Annotated in this window: 20 protein-coding genes and 1 pseudogene; 16 read left to right on the forward strand and 5 right to left on the reverse strand. The window is 74.8% G+C overall.

Annotated elements, in window-relative coordinates; all coding sequences use genetic code 11:
- Positions 1–97: 97 nt before the first annotated feature.
- Positions 98–1,297, reverse strand: a complete 1,200-nt coding sequence (locus VM95_RS27170; protein ID WP_208615538.1) for a sensor histidine kinase — start codon at positions 1,295–1,297, stop codon at positions 98–100.
- 332 nt (positions 1,298–1,629) lie between these two features.
- On the opposite strand from VM95_RS27170, the gene VM95_RS27175 reads away from it, so the two are divergent.
- The 11 genes from VM95_RS27175 to htpX all read left to right on the forward strand — a co-directional run bounded on the left by VM95_RS27175 (position 1,630) and on the right by htpX (position 12,748).
- A complete protein-coding gene (locus VM95_RS27175; protein ID WP_045701414.1) occupies positions 1,630–2,046 on the forward strand; it encodes an NADH-quinone oxidoreductase subunit A in 417 nt (138 codons plus the stop codon).
- A complete protein-coding gene (locus VM95_RS27180) occupies positions 2,037–2,681 on the forward strand; it encodes an NADH-quinone oxidoreductase subunit B (RefSeq protein WP_045701416.1) in 645 nt (214 codons plus the stop codon). The genes VM95_RS27175 and VM95_RS27180 overlap by 10 nt, the downstream gene beginning before the upstream one ends.
- Entirely contained in the window at positions 2,678–3,775 is a 1,098-nt protein-coding gene (locus VM95_RS27185) for an NADH-quinone oxidoreductase subunit C (RefSeq protein WP_052707612.1), read from the forward strand. Before VM95_RS27180 ends, VM95_RS27185 begins: the two co-directional genes overlap by 4 nt.
- A complete protein-coding gene (locus tag VM95_RS27190; protein WP_425265361.1) occupies positions 3,772–4,731 on the forward strand; it encodes a complex I subunit 1/NuoH family protein in 960 nt (319 codons plus the stop codon). Before VM95_RS27185 ends, VM95_RS27190 begins: the two co-directional genes overlap by 4 nt.
- Entirely contained in the window at positions 4,728–5,315 is a 588-nt protein-coding gene (locus tag VM95_RS27195) for a NuoI/complex I 23 kDa subunit family protein (protein WP_045701418.1), read from the forward strand. Before VM95_RS27190 ends, VM95_RS27195 begins: the two co-directional genes overlap by 4 nt.
- Complete coding sequence (locus tag VM95_RS27200; protein ID WP_045701420.1) at positions 5,312–6,001, forward strand: NADH-quinone oxidoreductase subunit J family protein; 690 nt, start codon at positions 5,312–5,314, stop codon at positions 5,999–6,001. Before VM95_RS27195 ends, VM95_RS27200 begins: the two co-directional genes overlap by 4 nt.
- Positions 6,001–6,375, forward strand: coding sequence for an NADH-quinone oxidoreductase subunit NuoK (gene nuoK / locus VM95_RS27205; RefSeq protein ID WP_045701423.1), 375 nt, complete (start codon positions 6,001–6,003; stop codon positions 6,373–6,375). Before VM95_RS27200 ends, nuoK begins: the two co-directional genes overlap by 1 nt.
- A complete protein-coding gene (locus tag VM95_RS27210) occupies positions 6,372–8,456 on the forward strand; it encodes an NADH-quinone oxidoreductase subunit 5 family protein (RefSeq protein WP_045701426.1) in 2,085 nt (694 codons plus the stop codon). The genes nuoK and VM95_RS27210 overlap by 4 nt, the downstream gene beginning before the upstream one ends.
- A 68-nt stretch (positions 8,457–8,524) precedes the next feature.
- Complete coding sequence (locus VM95_RS27215; RefSeq protein WP_045701428.1) at positions 8,525–10,081, forward strand: complex I subunit 4 family protein; 1,557 nt, start codon at positions 8,525–8,527, stop codon at positions 10,079–10,081.
- Between the two features lie 56 nt (positions 10,082–10,137).
- Positions 10,138–11,697, forward strand: coding sequence for an NADH-quinone oxidoreductase subunit N (locus VM95_RS27220; RefSeq protein WP_045701431.1), 1,560 nt, complete (start codon positions 10,138–10,140; stop codon positions 11,695–11,697).
- Between the two features lie 187 nt (positions 11,698–11,884).
- Complete coding sequence (htpX, locus tag VM95_RS27225; protein ID WP_045701433.1) at positions 11,885–12,748, forward strand: zinc metalloprotease HtpX; 864 nt, start codon at positions 11,885–11,887, stop codon at positions 12,746–12,748.
- A 70-nt stretch (positions 12,749–12,818) separates the two neighbouring features.
- Here the strand turns inward: htpX and VM95_RS27230 are convergent, their stop codons facing one another.
- Complete coding sequence (locus VM95_RS27230) at positions 12,819–14,273, reverse strand: aminotransferase-like domain-containing protein (protein WP_045701435.1); 1,455 nt, start codon at positions 14,271–14,273, stop codon at positions 12,819–12,821.
- Here VM95_RS27230 and VM95_RS27235 point away from each other — a divergent pair.
- The 4 genes from VM95_RS27235 (at position 14,272) to VM95_RS27250 (ending at position 18,571) form a co-directional block, all read left to right on the forward strand.
- Positions 14,272–15,198: a DMT family transporter gene (locus tag VM95_RS27235; protein WP_078860597.1), complete on the forward strand. Its 927-nt coding sequence runs from the start codon at positions 14,272–14,274 to the stop codon at positions 15,196–15,198. The two genes, VM95_RS27230 and VM95_RS27235, sit on opposite strands and share 2 nt — an antisense overlap.
- Positions 15,199–15,398: 200 nt before the next feature.
- On the forward strand, positions 15,399–17,057 hold the full coding sequence (gene ctaD / locus VM95_RS27240; RefSeq protein ID WP_244178965.1) for an aa3-type cytochrome oxidase subunit I: 1,659 nt from the start codon (positions 15,399–15,401) through the stop codon (positions 17,055–17,057).
- Between the two features lie 128 nt (positions 17,058–17,185).
- A complete protein-coding gene (locus tag VM95_RS27245) occupies positions 17,186–17,611 on the forward strand; it encodes a BlaI/MecI/CopY family transcriptional regulator (RefSeq protein ID WP_045701439.1) in 426 nt (141 codons plus the stop codon).
- Positions 17,612–17,614: 3 nt separating this feature from the next.
- Positions 17,615–18,571 (forward strand): M48 family metalloprotease, encoded by a 957-nt coding sequence (locus VM95_RS27250; protein ID WP_045701441.1) that lies wholly within the window; start codon positions 17,615–17,617, stop codon positions 18,569–18,571.
- A gap of 12 nt (positions 18,572–18,583) precedes the next feature.
- On the opposite strand, the gene VM95_RS27255 is transcribed toward VM95_RS27250, so the two are convergent.
- Positions 18,584–19,273, reverse strand: coding sequence for an FMN-dependent NADH-azoreductase (locus VM95_RS27255; protein ID WP_045701443.1), 690 nt, complete (start codon positions 19,271–19,273; stop codon positions 18,584–18,586).
- A gap of 73 nt (positions 19,274–19,346) precedes the next feature.
- Here VM95_RS27255 and VM95_RS27260 point away from each other — a divergent pair, with 73 nt between their 5' ends.
- Positions 19,347–20,303: a sigma-70 family RNA polymerase sigma factor gene (locus VM95_RS27260; RefSeq protein ID WP_045701445.1), complete on the forward strand. Its 957-nt coding sequence runs from the start codon at positions 19,347–19,349 to the stop codon at positions 20,301–20,303.
- Here VM95_RS27260 and mug read toward each other — a convergent pair.
- Positions 20,303–20,842 (reverse strand): annotated as a pseudogene (gene mug / locus VM95_RS27265) (G/U mismatch-specific DNA glycosylase); the annotation flags it as partial. The gene VM95_RS27260 and the pseudogene mug sit on opposite strands and share 1 nt — an antisense overlap.
- Positions 20,839–21,894, reverse strand: coding sequence for a phosphatase PAP2 family protein (locus tag VM95_RS27270; RefSeq protein WP_052707613.1), 1,056 nt, complete (start codon positions 21,892–21,894; stop codon positions 20,839–20,841). The pseudogene mug and the gene VM95_RS27270, both read right to left, overlap by 4 nt.
- Positions 21,895–21,981 lie beyond the last annotated feature (87 nt).

The following is a 21,981-nucleotide window of genomic DNA, read 5'->3' on the forward strand; positions in this document are numbered from 1 at the left end:
CGGGCGGGCGCCGGACCGGAAAGGGGCGCCGGGAGTTCCGTCACCGCTGCGACGGGCTCCCGGCGCCCCGTCGCGTCCGGGGGCGTCCGGGGGCCTCTCAGCGGTGCGCGGCGCGGGTGCGCCAGGGGAGCTCGACGGTGACCGTGGTCGGGCCGCCCGCCGGGCTCTCCACCAGGAACACGCCGTCCACCGCACGGACCCGCTCGGCCAGGCCGGCCAGGCCGCTGCCCGGGTAGGGGGCCGCGCCGCCCCGGCCGTCGTCCCCGACCAGCAGCATCAGCTGGTCCTCGGAGCGCCAGACCTCCACCGAGGCGGTGCGGGCGCCGGCGTGCTTGGACACGTTGGTCAGCAGCTCGCTGACGGTGAAGTACGCGATGCCCTCGACGGCCGAGTCCGGGCGCTCCGGCCGGCCGTCCGGACCGGCCAGGTCGACGTTCACCCGGACCCCGCCGGGGACGGTGCAGCGGGCCGCGACCGCGGACAGCGCCGCGTCCAGGCCGCGGTCGGTGAGCACCGCCGGGTGGATGCCGCGGGCCAGGTCGCGCAGCTCCTGCAGGGCCAGCTTCACCTCGCCGTGGGCGTTCTCCACCATCTTCGTGGCGGCCGCGACGTCGTCCGGGGTCTCCACCTCGCGCATCCGCTCCTTGGCCATGCCGAGGTCCATGGCCAGCGCCACCAGCCGGGCCTGGGCGCCGTCGTGCAGGTCCCGCTCGATCCGGCGCAGGTCGGCGGCGGCGGTGTCGACCACGCTGCCGCGGTCGTCCTCCAGCTCGCGCACCCGCTCGGCCAGCGCGCCCGGGAAGAGCAGCGACTCGATCAGGATCCGGTCCACCGCGACCAGGGCGCGGACCACCCACGGCAGCAGCGGGAACAGCGCGAGGGCCGAGACCAGCGTGAGGGTGAAGCACAGGATGCCCCAGGGCAGCATCAGCACGTGGTAGAGCGCCGATCGCCAGCTCAGCAGGTCGGTGAGGTGAGCGGTGGTGAAGCCGGCCGCCCCCGGACGGCGCGGCCGCACCGGCTGCGGCTCCCCGATCGTGGAGCCGTACGCCGCCCGGGCCCGGTGGCGGCCGGTCCGGCCCAGGGCGCGGCAGCGGGAGAGGCCGAAGGCCAGCAGCGGCAGGCCGACCACGGTGACCGCCAGGCCGGTGCCGACCGACAGCGTGGTGATCGCGAGGACGAAGCCGGCGATGCCCAGCGGCAGGTTCAGCAGCAGCGTCCCGGCCTGCTTCCACATCCGCGCGCCGTACAGCGGGGGACGCTCCATCCGGGCGTCCTGCTCCCTGATCGCGTCCATGGCACGGCGGTGCGGAGGCTTCATCTGGGTCTACCGTCCCCTCACGGTCGGGCTGCTGGTCGGCCGCCGGTGCCGACCGCCGGACCCAAGCTTCCCGAACGACGGGTGCCGGACGCCATGGGGGTGATACATCTGTGCGAGCGGGGGTTATCCCTACCCCCTCCCGCCTCGCGCGTCACGCCCCGGTGTCCACCGGACGTCTTGCAGGGCGAGCAGGGTTCGGGCGGAGCTCAGGCGTCCCTCTAGACTCACGCATTGGTTGGGACCGTGTAAGCGATCGTCGCGGAACCGCCCCGAGGGGGCGGGCCGCGGCCGAGGTGGAGGGCGAAGGCATGGAGGGGCAGCACGCGGCTGCCGTCGCGGCCGACCCGGCGGTCGGCAGCGGCTACTTCGACGCGTACGCCGCGACGGGCCTGCTGGCCGTCGTCGGGGTGCTCTTCGTCGCCGTGGCGTTCACCGCCAACCGACTGCTGCGACCGGTCGTGTACTCGCCGGAGAAACTCCTCACCTACGAGTGCGGCGTGGACCCGGTGGGGGAGGACTGGGCGCACACCCAGATTCGTTACTACGTATATGCCTTCCTGTACGTGATCTTCGCGGTGGACGCGATCTACCTGTTCCCCTGGGCGACCGTGTTCGCGGCCGCCGGGTACGGCGCCGGAACGCTGATCGAGATGTTCCTCTTCATCGGCTTCCTCGCGGTCGGCCTGCTCTACGCCTGGAAGAAGGGCGTTCTGGAATGGACGTGACGCACAACCACTCGCACGGAGCCCAGGGCGGCCCCGTCCCGCTCGGCCTGCCGGACCCCTCGCACCCCGGCCCCGGCGCCGTCGAGCGGCGCCGGATCGGCCCGCTCGCCCGGCTCGCGCCCGACCCGGTCAAGGTCGTCCTGAACTGGGGCCGCCGCTACAGCCTCTGGTGCTTCAACTTCGGCCTGGCCTGCTGCGCGATCGAGTTCATCGCGTCGTCCATGGCCAAGCACGACTTCATCCGGATGGGTGTCATCCCGTTCGCGCCCGGCCCCCGGCAGGCCGACCTGATGATCGTCTCGGGGACCGTCACCGACAAGATGGCGCCCGCCGTCAAGCGCCTCTACGAGCAGATGCCCGAGCCGAAGTACGTCATCTCCTTCGGCGCCTGCTCCAACTCCGGCGGCCCGTACTGGGACTCGTACTCGGTCACCAAGGGCGTCGACCAGATCATCCCGGTCGACGTCTACGTGCCCGGCTGCCCGCCCCGGCCGGAGGCGCTGCTCCAGGGCATCCTCAAGCTGCAGGAGAAGATCGCCGCCGAGTCCCTGCCCGGCCGCTACACCGCTCCCGCGGCGGCGCTGCGCCGCCCGCCGGTGACCGGGCCCGCGTCGACCGAGGGAGTGGTCTCGTGACGTCCGCCGAGCAGTACGCGGCGTCGGTCGGGGAGTGGGCGACCGGCGCCGAGGCGTACGGGCTGATCACCGTCGACGTGCCGGCCGAGCGCTGGACCGAGGCGCTGACCAACGCCCGCGACGTGCTGGGCCTGGCCTTCTTCGACTGGCTGAGCGCCGTCGACGAGCTCGCCGAGGGCTTCGCCGTCGTCGCCCACCTGGCCGCCGCCGAGGCGCCCGGCGTGCGGCACCTCGCGCTGCGCACCCGGGTGCCGCGCGACGCGGCCGCGCTGCCGACCGCCGTCCCCGTCTACCCGGGCGCGGCCTGGCACGAGCGCGAGACGCACGAGATGTTCGGCATCGACTTCCCCGGGCACCCCTACCTGGCCACCCTGCTGCTGCCGGACGGCTTCGAGGGGCACCCGCTGCGCAAGGAGTTCGTGCTCGCGGCCCGGGTCGCCAAGGACTGGCCGGGCGCCAAGGAGCCCGGCGAGTCGGACCACGGCGGCGGGCCGGCCCGGCGCAAGATGCAGCCGGCCGGTGTGCCGGACCCGAACGAGTGGGGGCCCCTCAAGGGCACCCTGCCGCCGGTCGCCGAGCGGCCCGCGCGCGGTGCGCGGGCGGCGGGCGCGGCCGGGCGGACGCCCCGGGCGGGCGCGGCGGGTGCCGCTGCTGCTGCCGGGGCCGCCGGGGCCGCCGAGGGCGGGCCCGCGGTGCGGGCCGACCGGCCGCGGCGCACGCGGTCGGTGTCGGAGGGGTCGGCGAGCCAGACGGCCGAGACCCCGGCCGCCGCCGAGGCCCCGGTGGTCGCGGAGACGCCGGCCGTCGCCGAGGGGACGCCCGCCGAGGGTGCGCCCGCGGTGCGGGCGGACCGGCCGCGGCGTACGCGGTCGGTGTCGGAGGGGTCGGTCAGCCAGGCCTCCGCCGCGGCCGAGCGGCCCGAGCGGCCGGCGCCCGCGCGGACCCGGTCCTCCGACGCGCCCTGGCACAACCCGGTGCCGGCGCACGACGAGGAGTCGGCGGGCGGCGAGGCGGCGGAGCAGAAGCCGGCCGTGGAGGAGCAGTCGGGTGACACCCCGGCCGCCCCGGCCGACCAGGACGGAGACGGCGCGTGAACCTGCTCGACACGGTGCTGCGCTGCGTCGCCACCCTCGTCGTCTTCCTGGTCCTCCCGCTGGTCATCGGCCAGACCGAGCACAAGGTGATGGCGCACATGCAGGGCCGGCTCGGCCCGATGTACGCGGGCGGCTTCCACGGCTGGGCGCAGCTCGTCGCGGACGGCGTGAAGTTCGCCCAGAAGGAGGACATCGTCCCGGCCGGGGCGGACCGCCGGGTCTTCCAGCTGGCGCCCGCCGTCTCGCTGCTGCCGTACCTGTTCGTGCTGCTGGCGATCCCGGTCGGCCCGGACGGCTTCGTCGGGCAGGCGATCGACGCCGGGCTGTTCTTCGTGCTGGCCGTGATGGGCGTGGCCGTGATCGGCAAGCTGATGGCCGGCTGGGCCTCGGCGAACAAGTTCTCGCTGCTCGGCGGCCTGCGGACGGCCGCGCAGCTGATGTCGTACGAACTGCCGATGGTGCTCGCGGCGGCCTCGGTCGCGATGGCCGCCGGCACGCTCTCGCTGCCGGGGATCCTGGACGCCTGGCAGTGGTACTGGCTGCCCTGGCAGATCATCGGCGGGTTCGTGTTCTTCACGGCCGGCCTGGCCGAGCTGCAGCGCCCGCCGTTCGACATGCCGATCGCCGACTCGGAGATCATCTTCGGCGCGTACACCGAGTACACCGGGCTGCGCTTCGCGTTCTTCCTGCTGTCCGAGTACGCCGGCATCCTCGTGGTGTCGGCGCTGACCGCCGTGCTCTTCCTCGGCGGCTGGCACGGACCGATGGCGGACCAGCTCGGCTGGCTGTGGATGCTCCTCAAGACCTTCGCGCTGGCCTTCGTGGTGATCTGGCTGCGGGTGACCTACCCCCGGCTGCGCGAGGACCAGCTGATGCGCTTCGCGTGGGTCGCGCTCGTCCCGCTCGCCCTCGGCCAGCTGGCCCTGACCGGCATCATCAAGGTGGCGATCGCATGAGTTTTCCCGGTGTCGGCCTGGCGAAGGGCCTGGCCGTGACGCTGCGGACGATGACGAAGAAGAGCGTCACCGCGCAGTACCCCGACGCGCAGCCGGTGCTGCCGCCGCGCTCGCGCGGCGTCATCGCGCTGCTGGAGGAGAACTGCACGGTCTGCATGCTGTGCGCGCGCGAGTGCCCGGACTGGTGCATCTACATCGACTCCCACAAGGAGACGCTGCCCGCCGCCGAGCCGAACGCCCGGGCCCGCACCCGCAACGTGCTGGACCGCTTCGCCATCGACTTCTCGCTCTGCATGTACTGCGGGATCTGCATCGAGGTGTGCCCGTTCGACGCGCTGTTCTGGTCGCCCGAGTTCGAGTACGCGGAGACCGACATCCTCGAACTGACCCACGAGCGGGACAAGCTCCGCGAGTGGATGTGGACGGTGCCGGCGCCGCCGGCGCTGGACCCGGCGGCCGAGGAGCCCAAGGAGATCGCCACCGCGCGCAAGGCGGCGGACAAGCTGGCGGCCGCTGCCGCTGCCGCTGCCGCCGCGGAACCGCAGGAGAAGACCGTTTCGCATGAGGAGGGGGGCGACGCATGACCGCAGCTGCCACGCTTCTCGCGGCGACCGGCTCGCTGGAGCCGGCCGCCCGTTCGTTCCTCTCCCCGACCGGGCAGGAGATCGTCTTCCTGCTGGTCGGCGTCGCCGTGCTCGGCTCGGCCGTGGTCGCCGTCACCACCAGGCAGCTGGTGCACGCCGCGCTGTGGCTGGTCGTCGCGCTCGGCGGGCTGGCGGTGGAGTTCCTGCTGCTGACGGCCGAGTTCATCGCCTGGGTGCAGGTGTTGATCTACCTCGGCTCGGTGGTCGTGCTGGTGCTGTTCGGGCTGATGCTCACCAAGGCGCCGATCGGGCGCTCACCGGACGCCGACTCCAAGAACCGCTGGGTGGCCCTGGTGGTCGCGCTGGCCTCGGCCGGGACGCTGGTGACGCTGGTCGTCGACGCCTTCCGGACGGCCTGGATCGACCTCGGCGCCGGCGGCGGCTCGGCCTCCGTCACCGGGGCCAGCCTGTTCCGGCACTGGGTGCTGCCCTTCGAGGCGCTGTCCGTGCTGCTGCTGGCCGCGCTGGTCGGCGCGATCGTGCTGTCGCGCGGGGCCGCGCGGCGGGTGCCGCCGCCCCGGGCGGGCAAGCTGCGCGCCGGACGGCCGGTCGGCTCCAACGGGACCGTCGCCGCGACCACGCCGAAGCCGACCGCACCCGCTGCTCCCGGCTCGGAGGAGAGCTGATGCACCTCGCCTACCCCGCCGTCCTCGCCGCGCTGCTGTTCAGCGTCGGCGTGTACGGCGTGCTCGCCCGGCGCAACGCCGTCCTGGTGCTGATGTCCGTCGAGCTGATGCTCAACGCCGTCAACCTCAACCTGGTCGCCTTCGACGCCTGGCTGCGCGACTCGCTGCACGCCGGGCAGGCGCTCACCCTGTTCACCATCACCGTCGCCGCCGCCGAGATCGGGCTGGGCCTCGCCATCGTCCTGCTGCTGTTCCGGGCCCGGGGCACCGCGGACATCGACCGGGCCACCGCGCTCGGCGACCCGGCCGAGACGCTCGCGCCCGAGGAGGCGCCGGCCGGCGCCGAGGCGCTGAAGGGCGGGGCCGCCGCATGAACCTCGCCCTGCCCGCCCTCGTCCCCGCGCTGCCCGTGCTCGGCGCCGCCGCGACCCTGGCCGCCGGCAAGAAGGCGCCCGGGCTGGCCCGGCCGCTGGCCATCGTGCCGGTCGCCGCGTCGGCCGTGCTCGCCCTGGTCGTCGCCCTCCAGCTCGGCACCGGCCAGGCGCTCGACGCCGCCACCCGGCTCACCCCGACCGGCGGCCCGGACATCTCGCTCGCCGTCCACCTGGACGGCTTCAGCTCGCTGATCTCGGTGCTGGTCGGCGTGGTCGCCACCTGCGTCCAGGTCTACTCGACCGCGTACCTGGCGAAGGACCCGCGCTACCCCTCGTACGCGGCGCTGGTCTCGCTGTTCACCGCGGCGATGTTCCTGGTCGTCTACTCGGGCGACCTGATCGTGCTGCTGGTCGGCTGGGAGGTCATGGGCGTCTGCTCGTACTTCCTGATCGGCCACCACTGGGAGACCGAGGACGCCCGCTCCGCCTCGCTGAAGGCCTTCCTGGTCACCAAGCTCGGCGACGTGCCGTTCCTGTTCGGGATCTTCCTGCTCGGCGCGGACGCCGGCAGCTTCCGGATCACCGAGGTGCTGGCCGCCGCGAGCGAGGGGCGGCTCGGCCACCCGACGCTCACCGCGCTGCTGCTGCTCGCCGGCGTGGCCGGCAAGAGCGCGCAGTTCCCGCTGCACACCTGGCTCCCGGACGCGATGGCCGGCCCGACGCCGGTCTCCGCGCTGATCCACGCCGCCACCATGGTCGCGGCCGGCATCTACCTCGTCGCCCGGCTGCTGCCGGTGTTCCTGCAGTCGGGCGCGGCGCTGGTCGTGCTCGCCGTGATGGCCGCCGTGACGATGATCGGCTCGGCGCTGTGCGCGCTCGCCCAGGACGACCTCAAGCGGGTGCTCGCCTACTCGACCGTCGGCCAGCTCGGCTACATGGCCGGCGCGCTGGCCAGCGGCGACCGCGAGGCCTCCGTCTTCCACCTGGTCAGCCACGGCGCGTTCAAGGCGCTGCTGTTCCTGGCCGCCGGTGTGGTCATCCACGCCGCGCACACCAACTCGCTCTCCGCGATGTCCCGCATCCCCGGGCTGCGCAAGCGGGTGCCGCACGCCTACCTGGCGATGGGCATCGGCCTGGTCGCCCTGGCCGGGCTGCCGCTGCCGGCGCCGTTCTCCGGCTTCTTCAGCAAGGAGGCGGTGCTGACCGCCGCCGAGCACGCCGCCAAGGGCGAGGCGCTGACCAACGGGGTCGGCCCGGCCTCGGCGGTGCCGCAGGCCGCCGGGTGGATCGTGCTGATCGCGGCGGCGCTCACCGCGCTGCTCACCGCCGCGTACGCGACCAGGCTGTTCCTGGTCGCGTTCCACAGCCCGGCCGGTGCCGCGGCCGTGGCGCCGGCGGTGCTGCCCGCCACCGACCCGGCCACCGTGGCGGCCGACCACGAGGCCGACGCGCCGTACTCGCCGGAGCTGGACGAGGCCGACCCGGCCACCGCCGAGCCGCGCGCGATGCGCTGGCCGCTCTGGGTGCTGGCCGTGCCGACCATGGGCCTCGGCGTCGCCGGACTGTTCCAGAACGGGCTGCCCGCGCTGCTGGACGGCGGCTCGCTGCGCCCGACCGGGGTCACCGCGGTGACCGGCTCGGGCCTCGCCGTGGTCGGCGTGCTCGCGGCGTACGGCGCCTGGCGCTCGGCCACCGCGCGGCTGGCCACCGGCGCTGCGAGCCGGGCCGCCGGGCTGCCGGCCGCCGCGGGCCGGGTGCCCGAGCAGGCCGGGGCGCCGGCCGCCGAGGTCCTCGTCGCCGATCCCGGGCGCACCCTGCTGGGCCCGCTGTTCGGCCCGGCCCGGCACGGCTTCGGCGTCGACCGGCTGTACCACGCGGTGTTCGTCCGCCCGGTCGTCGCGGCCGCCCGACTCGTCCGCTTCCTCGACCGCGAGGTCGTCGAGGGCTACGTGCAGGGCAGCGGGATCGGCGCCAACCTGCTCGGCCGGGCCGTCCGGCTGGCGCAGACCGGCAACGCGCAGACCTACCTGAGCGCCCTGCTCGCCGGCGTCGTCCTGCTGGCCGTCCTGGTGGCGGTGTAGCCGATGCCGTACCCCCTTCCGCCGGGCCCGAGCCCGACCCCGATCGCCGTCGTACCTAGGAGCCCCCGATGAACGCGGTCCTCATCGCCCTCCTGGGGGTGCCGCTGCTCGGCGCCGCGCTCACCCTGGCGCCGGTGTTCGGGCCGGACCGGGCCGCCGCCGACCGGCGGGCGCTGCGGCTGAACACCGTCGTCACCGGCGCGGTGCTCCTGCTCGCCGTCGCCCTCGCGGCCGGCTTCGACCACGACGCGCCCGCCCGGATGCAGGCCACCACCGACGTGTCCTGGATCCCGGCCCTGCACGTGCGCCTCCACCTCGGCGTGGACGGCGTCTCGCTGCCGCTGATCGTGCTGACCGCACTGCTCACCTTCCTCTGCGCGCTGTACTCGGAGAAGCGGCTGCCGGCCGGGGACGACGTGCCCTCGGCCCAGGCCTTCGTCGGGTTGTTCCTCCTCCTAGAGGTCGGCATGCTGGCCACCTTCGCGGTGCTGGACCTCCTGCTCTTCTTCCTGTCCTTCGAGATCGTGCTGATCCCGATGTACTTCCTGATCGCCCGCTGGGGGAGCGGCGCGAAGGCGCCCGCCGCCAACCGCTTCATCCTGTACACGCTGCTCGGCTCGGCCGTGATGCTGCTCGGCTTCCTGCTGATCGGCAGCAAGGCCGGCACCTTCGACATGCAGGCCCTGGCCGCCGCGCACGGCAGCGGCCTGAGCCACACCACCCAGGTGATCGCCGCGCTGGCGATCCTGGTCGGGCTCGCCGTCAAGGCCCCCGCCTGGCCGCTGCACAGCTGGCTCCCCGACGCGCACACCGCCGCCCCGACCGTGGGCTCGGTGCTGCTCGCCGGCGTGCTGCTGAAGATGGGCACCTACGGACTGGTCCGCGTCCTCCTCCCGATCGTGCCGGACGGCACCGCCACCTTCGCTCCCTACCTGGGCGCCTTCGCGGCGGTCGGCATCGTCTACGGTTCGCTGGCCTGCCTGGCGCTCGCGCGCCCCGGGGCCAAGGGCGACCTCAAGCGCCTGATCGCCTACTCCTCGGTCGGCCACATGGGCTTCGTGCTGCTGGGCATCGCCTCCCTCACTCCGGTGGGCGTCAACGGCGCGCTGTTCGCCAACATCGCCCACGGTCTGATCACCGGTCTGCTGTTCTTCGTCGTCGGCGCGCTCAAGGACCGCTACGGCACGGCCGACCTCGACACGCTGTCCGGCGCCACCGGCGCCGCGCTGTACGGCCGCGCCCCGCGGATCGGCGTGCTGCTCGCCTTCGCCGCCGTGGCCAGCCTCGGCCTGCCCGGCCTGGCCGGCTTCTGGGGCGAGCTGCTCGCCATGCTCGGCGCGTTCGACCCCGCCGCGGGCCTGTCGCGCCCGGCCTTCGTCACCTACATGGCGCTGGCCGGTCTCGGCACCCTCCTCACCGCCGCCTACCTGCTGATCGTGGTCAAGCGCGTCTGCATGGGCGACCCCGAGCAGCCCGCACCGGTGCGCGAACTCGCCGACCTGCGCCCGTACGAGGCCGTCAGCTGGACGCCGCTGGCCGCCCTCACCCTGCTCGCCGGCCTCTGGCCCGCGCTCCTGCTCGGCCTCTCCGACCCCGCCGTCAAGCACCTCCTCGGGGGTGGCTGACCGTGCTCGGAGCCCAGACCGCCGCACTCGGACCTCACTCCACGGGGCAGCACACTGTGACCTCCCTCGCCGTAGCCAACCCGGGCAGCCTGATCCAGTCCGTGGACTGGGTGGCGATCGCGCCCCCGCTGATCGCCGCGGCGGCCGCCGTCGCCGTGCTGGTCACGGACCTGTTCCTGCCCGAGCGGCACAAGAAGTGGCTCGGCCGCCTCACCGCGGCCGGACTCGCCCTCGCCCTCATCGCACTCCTCCCCCTCACCGGAAAGTCACCCCGAGCGACCTTCTGCGTGCAGAACGTAGCAGGGGGCACTGGCAACGGCGGCTGCTCCTACGTCGCCGACCACTTCGCCCTGGTGTTCCAGCTGCTCGCCCTCGGCGGCGCGCTGATCGCGGCCCTGCTGTCGACGCACACCGTGGACAACGAGAAGCTGCCGCGCGGCGAGTACTGGTTCCTGCTGCTCTCCAGCGCCACCGGCGCCGCCCTGCTGCCCGCCTCCCGGGACCTCGCCACCATGGTGGTCGCCCTGGAGGTCGCCTCCCTGCCGGCCTTCGCGCTGGTCGCGCTGCGCCGGGACGGCCGGGGCGCGGAGGCCGCGCTGAAGTTCTTCGTCTCCTCCGTCACCGCCACCGCGGTGATGCTGCTCGGCATCGGCTTCGTCTACGCGGCGAGCGGCAGCCTGCACCTCGGTGCCGTCGCCCAGGGCCTGGAGCACGCCCCCGCCCAGCTCAAGCCGCTGGCCGAGGCGGGCGCCGTGCTGACCCTGGTCGGCTTCGCCTTCAAGGTGGCCGCCGTCCCGTTCCACTTCTGGGTGCCCGACACCTACACCGGCGCCCCGCTGCCGGTGGCCGGCTACCTGTCGGTGGTCGGAAAGGCGGCCGGCCTGTCCGGGCTGGCGCTGGCCACCACGATCGCCTTCCGCCCGTACGCGCACACCTGGGGCCTGGTGCTCGCCGTGCTGGCCGCCGTCACCATGACGGTCGGCAACGCGGGCGCGCTGCGCCAGCGCTTCGACACCCGGTACAGCGCGGTGCGGCTGCTCGCCTGGTCCTCGGTGGGCCAGGCCGGCTACCTGCTGGTGCCGCTGGCCGCGGCCGGCTACGCGCCCACCGGCGCGGACCCGCTCGGCGCGACCGCCGCCTACGCGCTGATCTACGGCGTGGTGAACCTCGGCGCCTTCGGGGTGGTCGCCGCGGTCTGCCGCCGGGCCGGGGCCAGCGTGGACGACTTCCGCGGCCTGTTCGCCCGCCGCCGCTGGACGGCGCTGGCGCTGGCCTTCTTCCTGCTCTGCCTGGCCGGCCTGCCGCCGGGCGTGATCGGCCTGTTCGGCAAGGTCGTGGTGTTCCGCGCGGCCGTGGACGCCGGGCTGGGCTGGCTGGCCGTGGTGATGGCCGCCAACGTGGTCGTCGCGCTGTACTACTACCTGCTCTGGACGGCCCGGCTGTTCGCTCCGGTGGCGGAGGGCGCCGCGAGCGGCGAGGCTGTCGGGGACGCGGGCGGCGAGCGCCGGCTGCCGGTCGGCCTGACCGCCACGCTGGGGCTCACCGCCTCGGCCGCCGTCGTCCTCTCGGTCGCGCCCCAGCTGGTCCTCCAGGTGACCTCCGGCTCGCTGTTCTGAGCCCCCGTCCGGGCCCGCCCCGGGCCGTGGCGCCGGGTGCGGGCCGGGTGTCGGCCCGGTGCCGCGGCGGCGCCGGGGAGCTGTCGCGTCGGTCACAAGGGAACAAGGCCACCGATCCCGCCCGTTGACCGGTCAAGAGGGACGAGGCGACAAGGGCTTCCCCACCGGCACCACTGGAGGGCCTGACGTGCACCGGCAGCACAACGGACTGAGGACCGCCGTCCTGCTCGGTGGTCTCTCGGCGCTGATCCTGGTGATCGGCGGCTTCTTCGGCCGCACCGGCTTCGTGATCGCCCTGCTGATCGCGCTCGGGACCAACGCCTACGCGTACTGGAACAGCGACAAGCTGGCGCTGCGCGCGATGCGGGCCCGGCCGGTCAGCGAGTTCGAGGCGCCGGGGCTGTACCGGATCGTGCGCGAGCTCTCCACCTCGGCCCGCCAGCCGATGCCCCGCCTCTACATCTCCCCGACCACCGCGCCGAACGCCTTCGCCACCGGCCGCAACCCGCGCAACGCGGCGGTCTGCTGCACCGAGGGGATCCTGCGGATCCTCGACGAGCGCGAGCTGCGGGGCGTCCTCGGGCACGAGCTCAGCCACGTCTACAACCGGGACATCCTGATCTCCTCGGTCGCCGGGGCGCTCGCCTCGGTGGTGATGTTCCTGGTCAACTTCGCGTGGCTGATCCCGTTCGGCCGGGACGAGGACGACGACGGGCCGGGGCTGTTCGGGATGCTCGCGATCATGATCCTCGGTCCGATCGCGGCCGGGCTGATCCAGATGGCGGTCAGCCGCTCCCGCGAGTACCAGGCCGACGCGGACGGCGCCCGGATCACCGGGGACCCGCTCGCCCTCGCCAGCGCGCTGCGCAAGCTCGACGCCGGCACCCGGCAGCTGCCGCTGCCGCCGGAGCCGCAGCTGCAGACGGCCAGCCACATGATGATCGCCAGCCCGTTCCGCCCGGGCGAGGCCGGGGCGCGGCTGTTCTCCACCCACCCGCCGATGGCGGAGCGGATCGCCCGGCTGGAGCGGATGGCCGGCTACCGGGGCTGACCGGCCCGCCGGCCGGTCGGCTCGTCGGCCGGCGGGCGCGAAGCCCGTCAGCTCGCCGACCGTCACCCCGTCACCCCGTCAGCTCGCCGACCGCCAGCCCCAGCCGGTGGACGCCCTCCGCCACCTGCGCCGCGCTCTCGGCGGCCGCGTAGCTGAGCCGCAGGTGCGGGCCCGGCGGCTCGGCGGCGTGGTACGGCCGCCCGGGGCTGACCTGGACGCCGGCCCGCAGCGCGGCGGCGGCCAGGGCGTCGTCGTCGGTGCCGTCCGGCAGCCGCAGCCACAGGTGGTAGCCGCCGGGGCGGTGCTCGCCGAGCGCGCCGGGCAGTTCGCGGTGCAGGGCCGCGACGGCGGCGGTGCGGCGGTCCCGCAGTTCGGCGCCGAGCGCGCGCAGGTGGCGGGCCCAGCCCGGGTCGGCGACCAGCTCCAGCGTCGCCTCCTGGAGCGGCCGGGGCACGAAGAAGCTGTCCACCACCTGGGTGGCCCGCAGCCGGGCGAGGGCCGGCCCGCGCGCGGTCAGGGCGCCGACCCGCAGGTTGGGCGAGGCGGCCTTGGTGAGCGAGCGCACGTGCACCACCACGCCGTCCGGGTCGTCGGCGGCGAGCGGCCGGGGCAGCGCCGGGGCGTCGGCGTGGACGAGCAGCCGGGCGAAGTCGTCCTCGACCACGAAGGCCCCGGCGGCCCGGGCGATCCGCAGCACCTCCGCCCGCCGGGCGGGCGGGAGCACCGCGCCGGTCGGGTTCTGGAACAGCGGCTGGCAGACGAAGACCCGCGCCCGGGTGGCCTCGAAGGCCTCGGCCAGCAGCTCGGTGCGCACCCCGTCCGCGTCGACCGGGACGGGCACCGGCCGCAGTCCGGCGGCCCGGACGACCGCCAGGATGCCCGCGTACGTCGGCGACTCGACCAGGACGGCGGCGCCGGGCGCGGCCAGCGAGCGCAGCGCGACGCTGAGGCCGGTCTGCCCGCCGGAGGTGATCAGGACGTCCCCGGTGCCGATCGGCCCGCCGGTGCCGCCGATGTCGCGGGCGAACCAGCCGCGCAGCTCGGTCAGGCCGTCGGTGGGCGGGCGGTCCCAGGCGCCGGGGCGGCGGCCGGCCCGGGCGAGGGCGCCGGCGAGCAGCCGCTCGGGCAGCAGCGAGGCGTGCGGGTAGCCGCTGTTGAGGTCGATGACGTCCGGCGGCGGGATCCGGAGGGTGGCGAACACCGGGGCGGCCAGCAGGTCGCGCGGGCCGGCGCCGGCGCTCAGCGCGACCTCCTGCCAGGAGAGGTCGCCGGGACGGGCGGCGGGCGCGGCGGTCCGGGCGGGGCCGGCCGCGAAGGCGGCCGCCCGGAACACCCCGGCGCCCGGGCGGGAGACCACCAGCCCCTCGGCGACGAGCACGGCGATCGCCCGGGAGACCGTCACCGGACTGACCTGGTGGCGTTCGACCAGGGCCCGGCTGGGGGGCAGCTTGCGCCCCTCCGGATAGCGCTCGACCTCCCGCCGCAGGCTTTCGGCGAGTTCGGCCACGCTGCTACGCTCGTTCATGACGGCACAAGATAGCGCTACCCTCCCCGCGGCGATAGCGCCGCACCACTCGGTTCACCGTTTCGGGCCCGCCGCCTCCGGCACCGCCCTCGCCGGCCTCGGGGTGGCCCTCTTCTCGCTCAGCTTCCCCGCGACGGCCTGGTCCCTGACCGGCTTCGGCCCGTGGACCTCGACCGGACTGCGCGGCGTGCTGGCCGCCCTGCTCGCCGGGCTCTACCTGGCGGCCGTCCGCGCCCCGCTGCCGCGGCGGCGCCACCGGGCCGGGCTGCTGGTGGTCTCCGGCGGCTGCGTGCTGGGCTTCCCGCTGCTGACCACGCTGGCCCTGCGGACCTCCTCGACCGCCCACTCGGCGGTGGTCATCGGCGTGCTGCCGCTGGCCACGGCGGTGGTCGCGGCGCTGCGCACCGGCCGCCGGCCGTCCCGGGCGTTCTGGGCGGCCGCGCTGGCCGGGGCGGCGGCCGTGCTCGCCTTCACGCTGCTGCAGAGCCACGGCCGGCCGACCGCCGCGGACCTCTGCCTGTTCGTCGGCCTGGTGGCGTGCGCGGCCGGGTACGCGGAGGGCGGGCGGCTCGCCCGGGACCTGCCGGGCGCGCAGGTGATCGCCTGGGCGGTGGTCGCCGCGCTGCCCGCGATGCTGCTGACCGCCGGGCTCGGGCTGGCCGCCGAGCCGGTGCACCTCGGGGCGAAGGCGCTGGCCGGGCTGGCGTACATCGCGGCGGTGTCGCAGTTCGGCGGGTTCGTGCTCTGGTACCGGGGGATGGCCCGGATCGGGGTGCCGAGGGCGAGCCAACTCCAGCTCGCCCAACCGCTGTTGACGCTGGTGTGGGCGGTGCTGCTGCTGGGCGAGGAGCTGCCGGCGGCCGCGCCGGTCACGGCGGCGGTGGTGCTGCTCTGCATCGCGGCCACCCAGCGGGCCCGGAGCTGACGCGCCGACATGCCCGGCCGTGGGCCTGCCGTCCGGGTGACGTGCCGCGCGCGCCCCGGGCGGCGGCCGCGGGCCACTGGTAGTGGTGGACGGTCATCGACCGGGCCGGTGCGGCCCCGAGGCCGGAAGGGGCACGCCGCGTGACTCTGCTGCCGAACGACGAGGTGGACCAGTCCCTGCGGCCACCGCGCGCCCCCCGGCTGTACGGCCTGCTGCGCGCCGCGAGGCGCCGCCGGGGCCGGGCGCTGGTCGGCTGGCTGACCACCACCGACCACAAGCGGATCGGCACCCTCTACCTGGTCACCTCCTTCCTGTTCTTCCTCGCCGGCGGCCTGATGGCGCTCCTGATGCGGGCCGAACTCGCCCGCCCGGGGCTTCAGTTGATGGACAACGAGCGGTTCAACCAGCTGTTCACCATGCACGGCACGATCATGCTGCTGATGTTCGCGACCCCGCTGTTCGCCGGCTTCGCGAACTGGATCATGCCGCTGCAGATCGGCGCCCCGGACGTCGCCTTCCCCCGGCTGAACGCGCTCGCCTACTGGCTCTACCTGTTCGGCTCGCTGATCGCGGTGTTCGGCTTCCTGACCCCGGAGGGCGCCGCCGACTTCGGCTGGTTCGCCTACGCGCCGCTGAACGGCGCCGTGCACAGCCCCGGCCTCGGCGCCGACCTGTGGATCATGGGCCTCGCGCTCTCCGGCTTCGGCACCATCCTGGGCTCGGTCAACTTCATCACCACGATCGTCTGCCTCCGGGCGCCCGGCATGACGCTGTTCCGGATGCCGATCTTCGTCTGGAACATCCTGCTGACGGCCGTCCTGGTGCTGTTCGCCTTCCCGGTGCTGGCCGCCGCGCTGCTCTGCCTGGAGTCGGACCGCAGGTTCGGCTCGCACGTCTTCGACGCCGCGAACGGCGGGGCGATGCTCTGGCAGCACCTGTTCTGGTTCTTCGGGCACCCGGAGGTGTACATCATCGCGCTGCCGTTCTTCGGCATCGTGACCGAGGTCATCCCGGTGTTCAGCCGCAAACCGGTCTTCGGCTACTCCGGCCTGATCGCCGCGACCATCGCCATCACCGGCCTGTCGGTCACGGTCTGGGCGCACCACATGTTCGTCACCGGGCAGGTGCTGCTGCCGTTCTTCTCGATCATGACGATGCTGATCGCGGTGCCCACCGGGGTGAAGTTCTTCAACTGGATCGGCACCATGTGGCGCGGCTCGCTCAGCTTCGAGACGCCGATGCTGTGGACGGTCGGCTTCCTGGTCACCTTCCTGTTCGGCGGCCTGACGGGCGTGCTGCTCGCCGCGCCGCCGGTGGACTTCCACGTCTCCGACTCGTACTTCGTCGTCGCGCACTTCCACTACGTGGTGTTCGGGACGGTGGTGTTCGCGATGTTCGCCGGGTTCCACTTCTGGTGGCCCAAGTTCACCGGCCGGATGCTGGACGAGCGGCTCGGGCGGATCCACTTCTGGACGCTGTTCACCGGCTTCCACAGCACCTTCCTGGTCCAGCACTGGCTCGGCGCCGAGGGCATGCCCCGCCGGTACGCCGACTACCTGGCCTCGGACGGCTTCACCGCGCTGAACACCGTCAGCAGCATCGGCGCGCTGCTGCTCGGCGCCTCGACGCTGCCGTTCCTCCACAACGTCTGGAGGACCGCCCGGTACGGCACGAAGGTCGCGACGGACGACCCGTGGGGCTACGGGCGCTCGCTGGAGTGGGCCACCTCCTGCCCGCCGCCCCGGCACAACTTCGCGGCGCTGCCCCGGATCCGCTCGGAGTCCCCGGCCTTCGACCTGCACCACCCGGACATCGCCGAGCTGGACCGGAGGCAGAACGCCCGGGAACCGCTGGGCTGACCGCGCGCGGGACGTGTCGTACGCCCGCGAACTCCCGCCCGGGGCCGGTCCCGGGCGGGAGTTCGCTCGTTAGGATGGGCGGGCGCCCGGTCGGTCCGGGCCGCCGCATCCGGAGGGAGTGGGCCGTCATGGCAGACGAGAGGCACGCCCCGGCGGCCGGGGACGCGCCCGCGCGCCGACGCGGCCAGGGCGAGCTGGAGGCGCAGGTGCTGGCGGTGCTCCAGCAGGCGCCCGGCCCGGCCACCGCCGGCTGGGTCCAGGAACGCCTGGAGGGCGACCTGGCGTACACCACGGTGATGACCATCCTCTCCCGCCTGCACGCCAAGGACGCCGTCTCCCGCAGCCGCTCCGGCCGCTCCTACCTCTGGCAGGCCTCCTCCGACGCCGCCGGGCTGGCCGCGCTGCGGATGCGCCGGATGCTCGACGGCGAGGCGGACCGGGACGCCGTCCTGGCCAGCTTCGTCACCGCGTTGCTCCCGCACGACGAGGAGCTGCTGCGCGCGCTGCTGGACGCCGCGTCCGCCGACCCGGCAGCGGCCGACCGCGAGAGCTGACCCGTGGGCTTCTTCGTCTTCCTCCCGCTCATCCTGCCGCTGACGGCGGTGCCGATCGCCCGGCTGACCGAGCAGCACCTGCACCCGCGAGGCGCGGCCAGGCTGCTGACGGTGATCAGCGCGGTGATGGCGGTCTGCAGCGTGCTCTGCCTCGGGCTGATCGGCGTGGTCGGCACCGCGCAGATCCCCGGCAACCCGCTGCCGGACAGCTGGTCCGACCCGGAGGTGCGGCACGCGCTGCCGTACCACGAGACGGTCGGCACGGCCGCGATGTGGCTGCTGGTGCTGGTCGGCTCCGCCTGCACCCGGACGGTCGTGCGGCACCTGAGGGTCCGCTCCCGGGCCCGGCGGGCACTGGCCGGCCTGCCGGTCGGACCGGAGGCGGCCGGGGACCTCGCGGTGCTGCCGGACCGCAGCCCGTACGCGTACGCGCTGCCCGGCTCGCCGGGCCGGGTGGTGGTGTCCACCGGGATGCTCGCCGGGCTGCCCGAGGACGAGCGCGAGGCGCTGCTCGCGCACGAGCGGGCCCACCTGCGCCACCGCCACCACCGGTACCTGCTGACCACCCAGCTGGCCGCCTGCGTCAACCCGTTCCTGCGGCCGCTGCAGTACGCGGTGGCGTACAGCGCCGAGCGGTGGGCGGACGAGGAGTCGGCCCAGGCGGTCGGCGACCGCCGGGTCACCGCGCGGGCGGTGGCCCGGGCGGCCCTGGTCTCGCACGCGGCCCCGGCGCCCGGCTTCGCGGCCTTCGCCGCGCCCACCGCGGCGCCCGGCCCGGTGCCGCGCCGGGTCGCCGCGCTGCTCGGCCCGGTGCCGACCTCCCGCAACTGGCCGCCGGCCAAGACCCCGGCGGGGCTGGCCGCGATGGTCGCGGCGGCCGGCACGGCGGCGTCGGCGCTGTGCGCGCTCAACGCCGCCGTGGCGCTGCTGGTGGTGCTGAAGGCGGTCACGCCGCTGTAGCGGGTGCAGCCGCTACAGCGTGGCGGCCAGCGCGTCCAGGGTGGCCTCGGCGTGGGCCAGGGACTCGACGGCGAGCGGCCGCAGGGCGTGCAGCGCCGGGACGTCCTCGGCCCGGGTGAGCTCGGCCGTCACCACGTGCAGGTGCTCCGGCGCGATGCCGAGCCCCTCGAAGTAGGCCCGCAGGTACGGGACCTGGAAGTCGCAGTGCTCGCGCGGGGTGCCCGGCCCGTAGCCGCCGCCGCGCACCGCGACCAGCACCACCCGGGTGCCCCGCAGCAGCGCCTCGCCGGTGGCCGCGTCCCGGTAGACGCCGGGGAAGGTGACCCGGTCGATCCACGCCTTGAGGCCGGTCGAGACGGTGAAGTTGTACATCGGGGCGCCGAGCAGCAGGACGTCGGCGGCCAGCAGCTGTTCGATCAGCGGACGGGCCAGCGCCCACTCGTGCTCCTCCTCGGGGGTCCGCGCCAGGAGGGCGATGTCGTCCAGCGGGAGCACCCCCTTGCGCTCGGTCCGGCGGCCGAGCGCGTCGAAGGCGGCGCGCACCGCGGGCACCGGGTCGCCGGCCAGGTCGAGGTGCCGGTGCCGGGCGGCGGTGCCGTGCCGGGCGCGCCAGACGGAGGCGAAGCGGGCGGTCAGGGCGCGGCTCACCGAGCCGTCCGGGCTGATGCTGGAGTCGAGGTGGAGCAGCGTGGTGGAGGTCATGGCGGTCTCCTGTCACCTGGGGAGCGGGCGGATCGTCATACCGGTGACGGGCCCGGCCGAGGAAAGGTGACCGATGAGCGGGGACGGATTTCCGGACGGCTCCGGGGTGGAGCCGGCGGCGCGCTTCGAGGCCGAGCGCGGGCGGCTGCGGGCGATCGCCCAGCGGATGCTCGGCTCGACCGGCGAGGCCGAGGACGCCGTCCAGGAGGCCTGGCTGCGGCTCGTCCGGACGGACGCGGCGGAGATCGACAACCTGCCCGGCTGGCTGACCACGGTGGTCTCCCGGATCTGCCTGGACCTGCTGCGGGCGCGCGCGGCGCGCCGGGAGGAGCCGGCCGGCGAGGCGCTGCCGGAGGCGGTCAGCGAGGGCACGGACCCCGAGCGGGAGGCGGTGCTGGTCGACTCGGTGGGGCGCGCGCTGCTGGTGGTGCTGGACCGGCTGGGCCCGGCCGAGCGGGTCGCCTTCGTGCTGCACGACGGCTTCGCGGTGCCCTTCGAGCAGATCGCGCCGATCGTCGGCCGGACGCCGGTGGCCGCCAAGAAGCTGGCCAGCCGTGCCCGGCAGCGGGTGCGGGGCACGGCCGCGCTGCCGCCGGAGCCGCTGGCCGGGCACCGGCGGGTGGTGGAGGCCTTCCTGGCCGCGGCCCGGGGCGGCGACCTGGCCGAGCTGCTGGCCGTCCTCGCACCGGACGTGGTGCGCCGGGCCGACCCGGCGGCGCTGCCGCCCGGCCGCGCCCTGGTGGCCCGGGGCGCCCGGACCGTCGCCGGGGAGACCACGGTCTTCGGCCGCCGGGCCCGCTACGGCGCGGTGGCGCTGGTGGACGGGCTGCCCGGCATCCTGATCGCCCCGGACGGGCGGCTGCGGCTGGTGCTGCGGATGGCCGTGGCGGACGGCCGGGTGGCCGGCTACGAGGTGGTCGCCGACCCGGGCCGGCTGGCCGCGCTCGAGTTGGCGGTGCTGGAGCCGGCGGTGCTGGAGCCGGCGGTGCTGGGGTCGGGGGTGCTGGGGTCGGCGGTGCTGCCGCGGTGATCGTCGAGGCTCTCGCGCAGGGTGCGGAACTCCGCGGCCAGCGCGTCCAGCGTGTAGTGCGCGTTGAGCCCGCTCGGGTTGGGCAGCACCCAGACCTCGGTGTCGCCGATGCCCTCCGGCTGGCGCCCGATGGCGGCCCGCCGCTTGCCGAAGGCCGTCCGGTAGGCGCCGATGCCGAGCACGGCGAGGACGCGCGGGCGCAGCCGCAGCACCCGTTCGGTGAGGGCGGCGCCGCCCGCGCGCAGCTCCTCGGCGGTGAGTTCGTCGGCCTTGGCGGTGGCGCGCGGGGCGACGTTGGTGATGCCGAGGCCGAGCGCGGGCAACTCGCCCTGCTCGTCCGGGCGGAACTGGCGCGGGGTGAAACCGGAGCGGTGCAGGGCGGGCCAGAAGCGGTTGCCGGGGCGGGCGAAGTGGTGGCCGGTGGCGCCGGACCACAGGCCCGGGTTGATGCCGCAGAACAGCACCTTCAGCCCGGGGCCGGTGACGTCGGGGATGGTGGTGTCCTTGGCGGCCTGCAACTGCTCGGGAGTCGGCTTCACCCGGTCAAGTCTGCCGACCGGGGCCGAAGCGCGGCGCGGTGGGTGGTGCGGTGGGTGCCGCGACGGGCGGCGCGGCGGGTGCGCAGCCACCGCAGGCCGAACACCACGACGGCCGCGTACGCCCAGCCGGCGAACACGTCCACGATGAAGTGCTCGGCGCCGTACACCAGGGTGAAGGCCATCGCGAGCGGATAGGCGACCAGCAGGGCCCGCAGGCGGGGGCCGGCGGTCGGCCAGAAGAAGAACAGCAGCATCGCCGGGTAGGCGGAGTGCAGCGAGGGCATCGCGGCGACGTCGTTGGCGAACTGGCTGCCGTTCTCCAGCAGCGAGTCGGCCTGCGGCAGCCCGCTCACCGAGATCGTCTCCCAGACCACCCGGGTCAGCTGCGGCAGGTGGCCCTGCTGGGCGACCAGCCACGGCGGGTCGGCCGGGAAGAGCAGGTAGGTGGCGAAGCCGGCGAAGGTCAACGTCAGGTAGCAGACGAGCAGTTGGCGGAAGCGGTGGTGGGCGCGCCGCCAGAGTACGGCGAGCAGGACGAAGACCACGAAGAAGTGCGACAGGTAGACGCCGACGGCGGCGTAGTCGTACCAGTGCGGCGAGCCGGGGGTGTAGAGCGCGTGCTGGAGCCGGACGGTCCAGGTGTCGCCGAGGCCGAGCACTTCGTCGGCCCGCAGCTGGGGCAGCCAGTGCGGGGCCCACGGGGTGTGCGCGCCGTAGCCGCGCAGCAGCGAGTAGGCCCACACCACGGCCATCACCGGCACCCAGTCGCGCAGGACGAGCAGGAAGCCGCGCGGGCCGTGTCCGCTGTGCACGGCGGCGGTGAGCAGCGCGCCGATCAGCCACAGGAACACCACGTCGTTGGCGAAGGCCAGGCCCTGGGTGCCGAGGAACCAGCCGAAGGCGGCCAGGTAGAGCGGCCAGGCCAGCCACCGCAGTCTCGACCAGCCGGTTGCTCGGCCACCTGCCCGGGGGCGCTGGCGGAGCTGGGGCACCGGACGCGGGAGCCCGGCCCGCACCGGGGGCGGGGTGGCCGGGCTGAGCAGCTTGGTCATGCCCACCGAAACTAGCGGCGCAAGCTTGGAGGACTCTGGGGGAACCATGACCGGATCGTAAGAAAAGGACGGTCGGGGGGGCAGGAC

It is taken from the genome of Streptomyces rubellomurinus (assembly GCF_000961885.1).
GTDB lineage: Bacteria > Actinomycetota > Actinomycetes > Streptomycetales > Streptomycetaceae > Kitasatospora > Kitasatospora rubellomurina.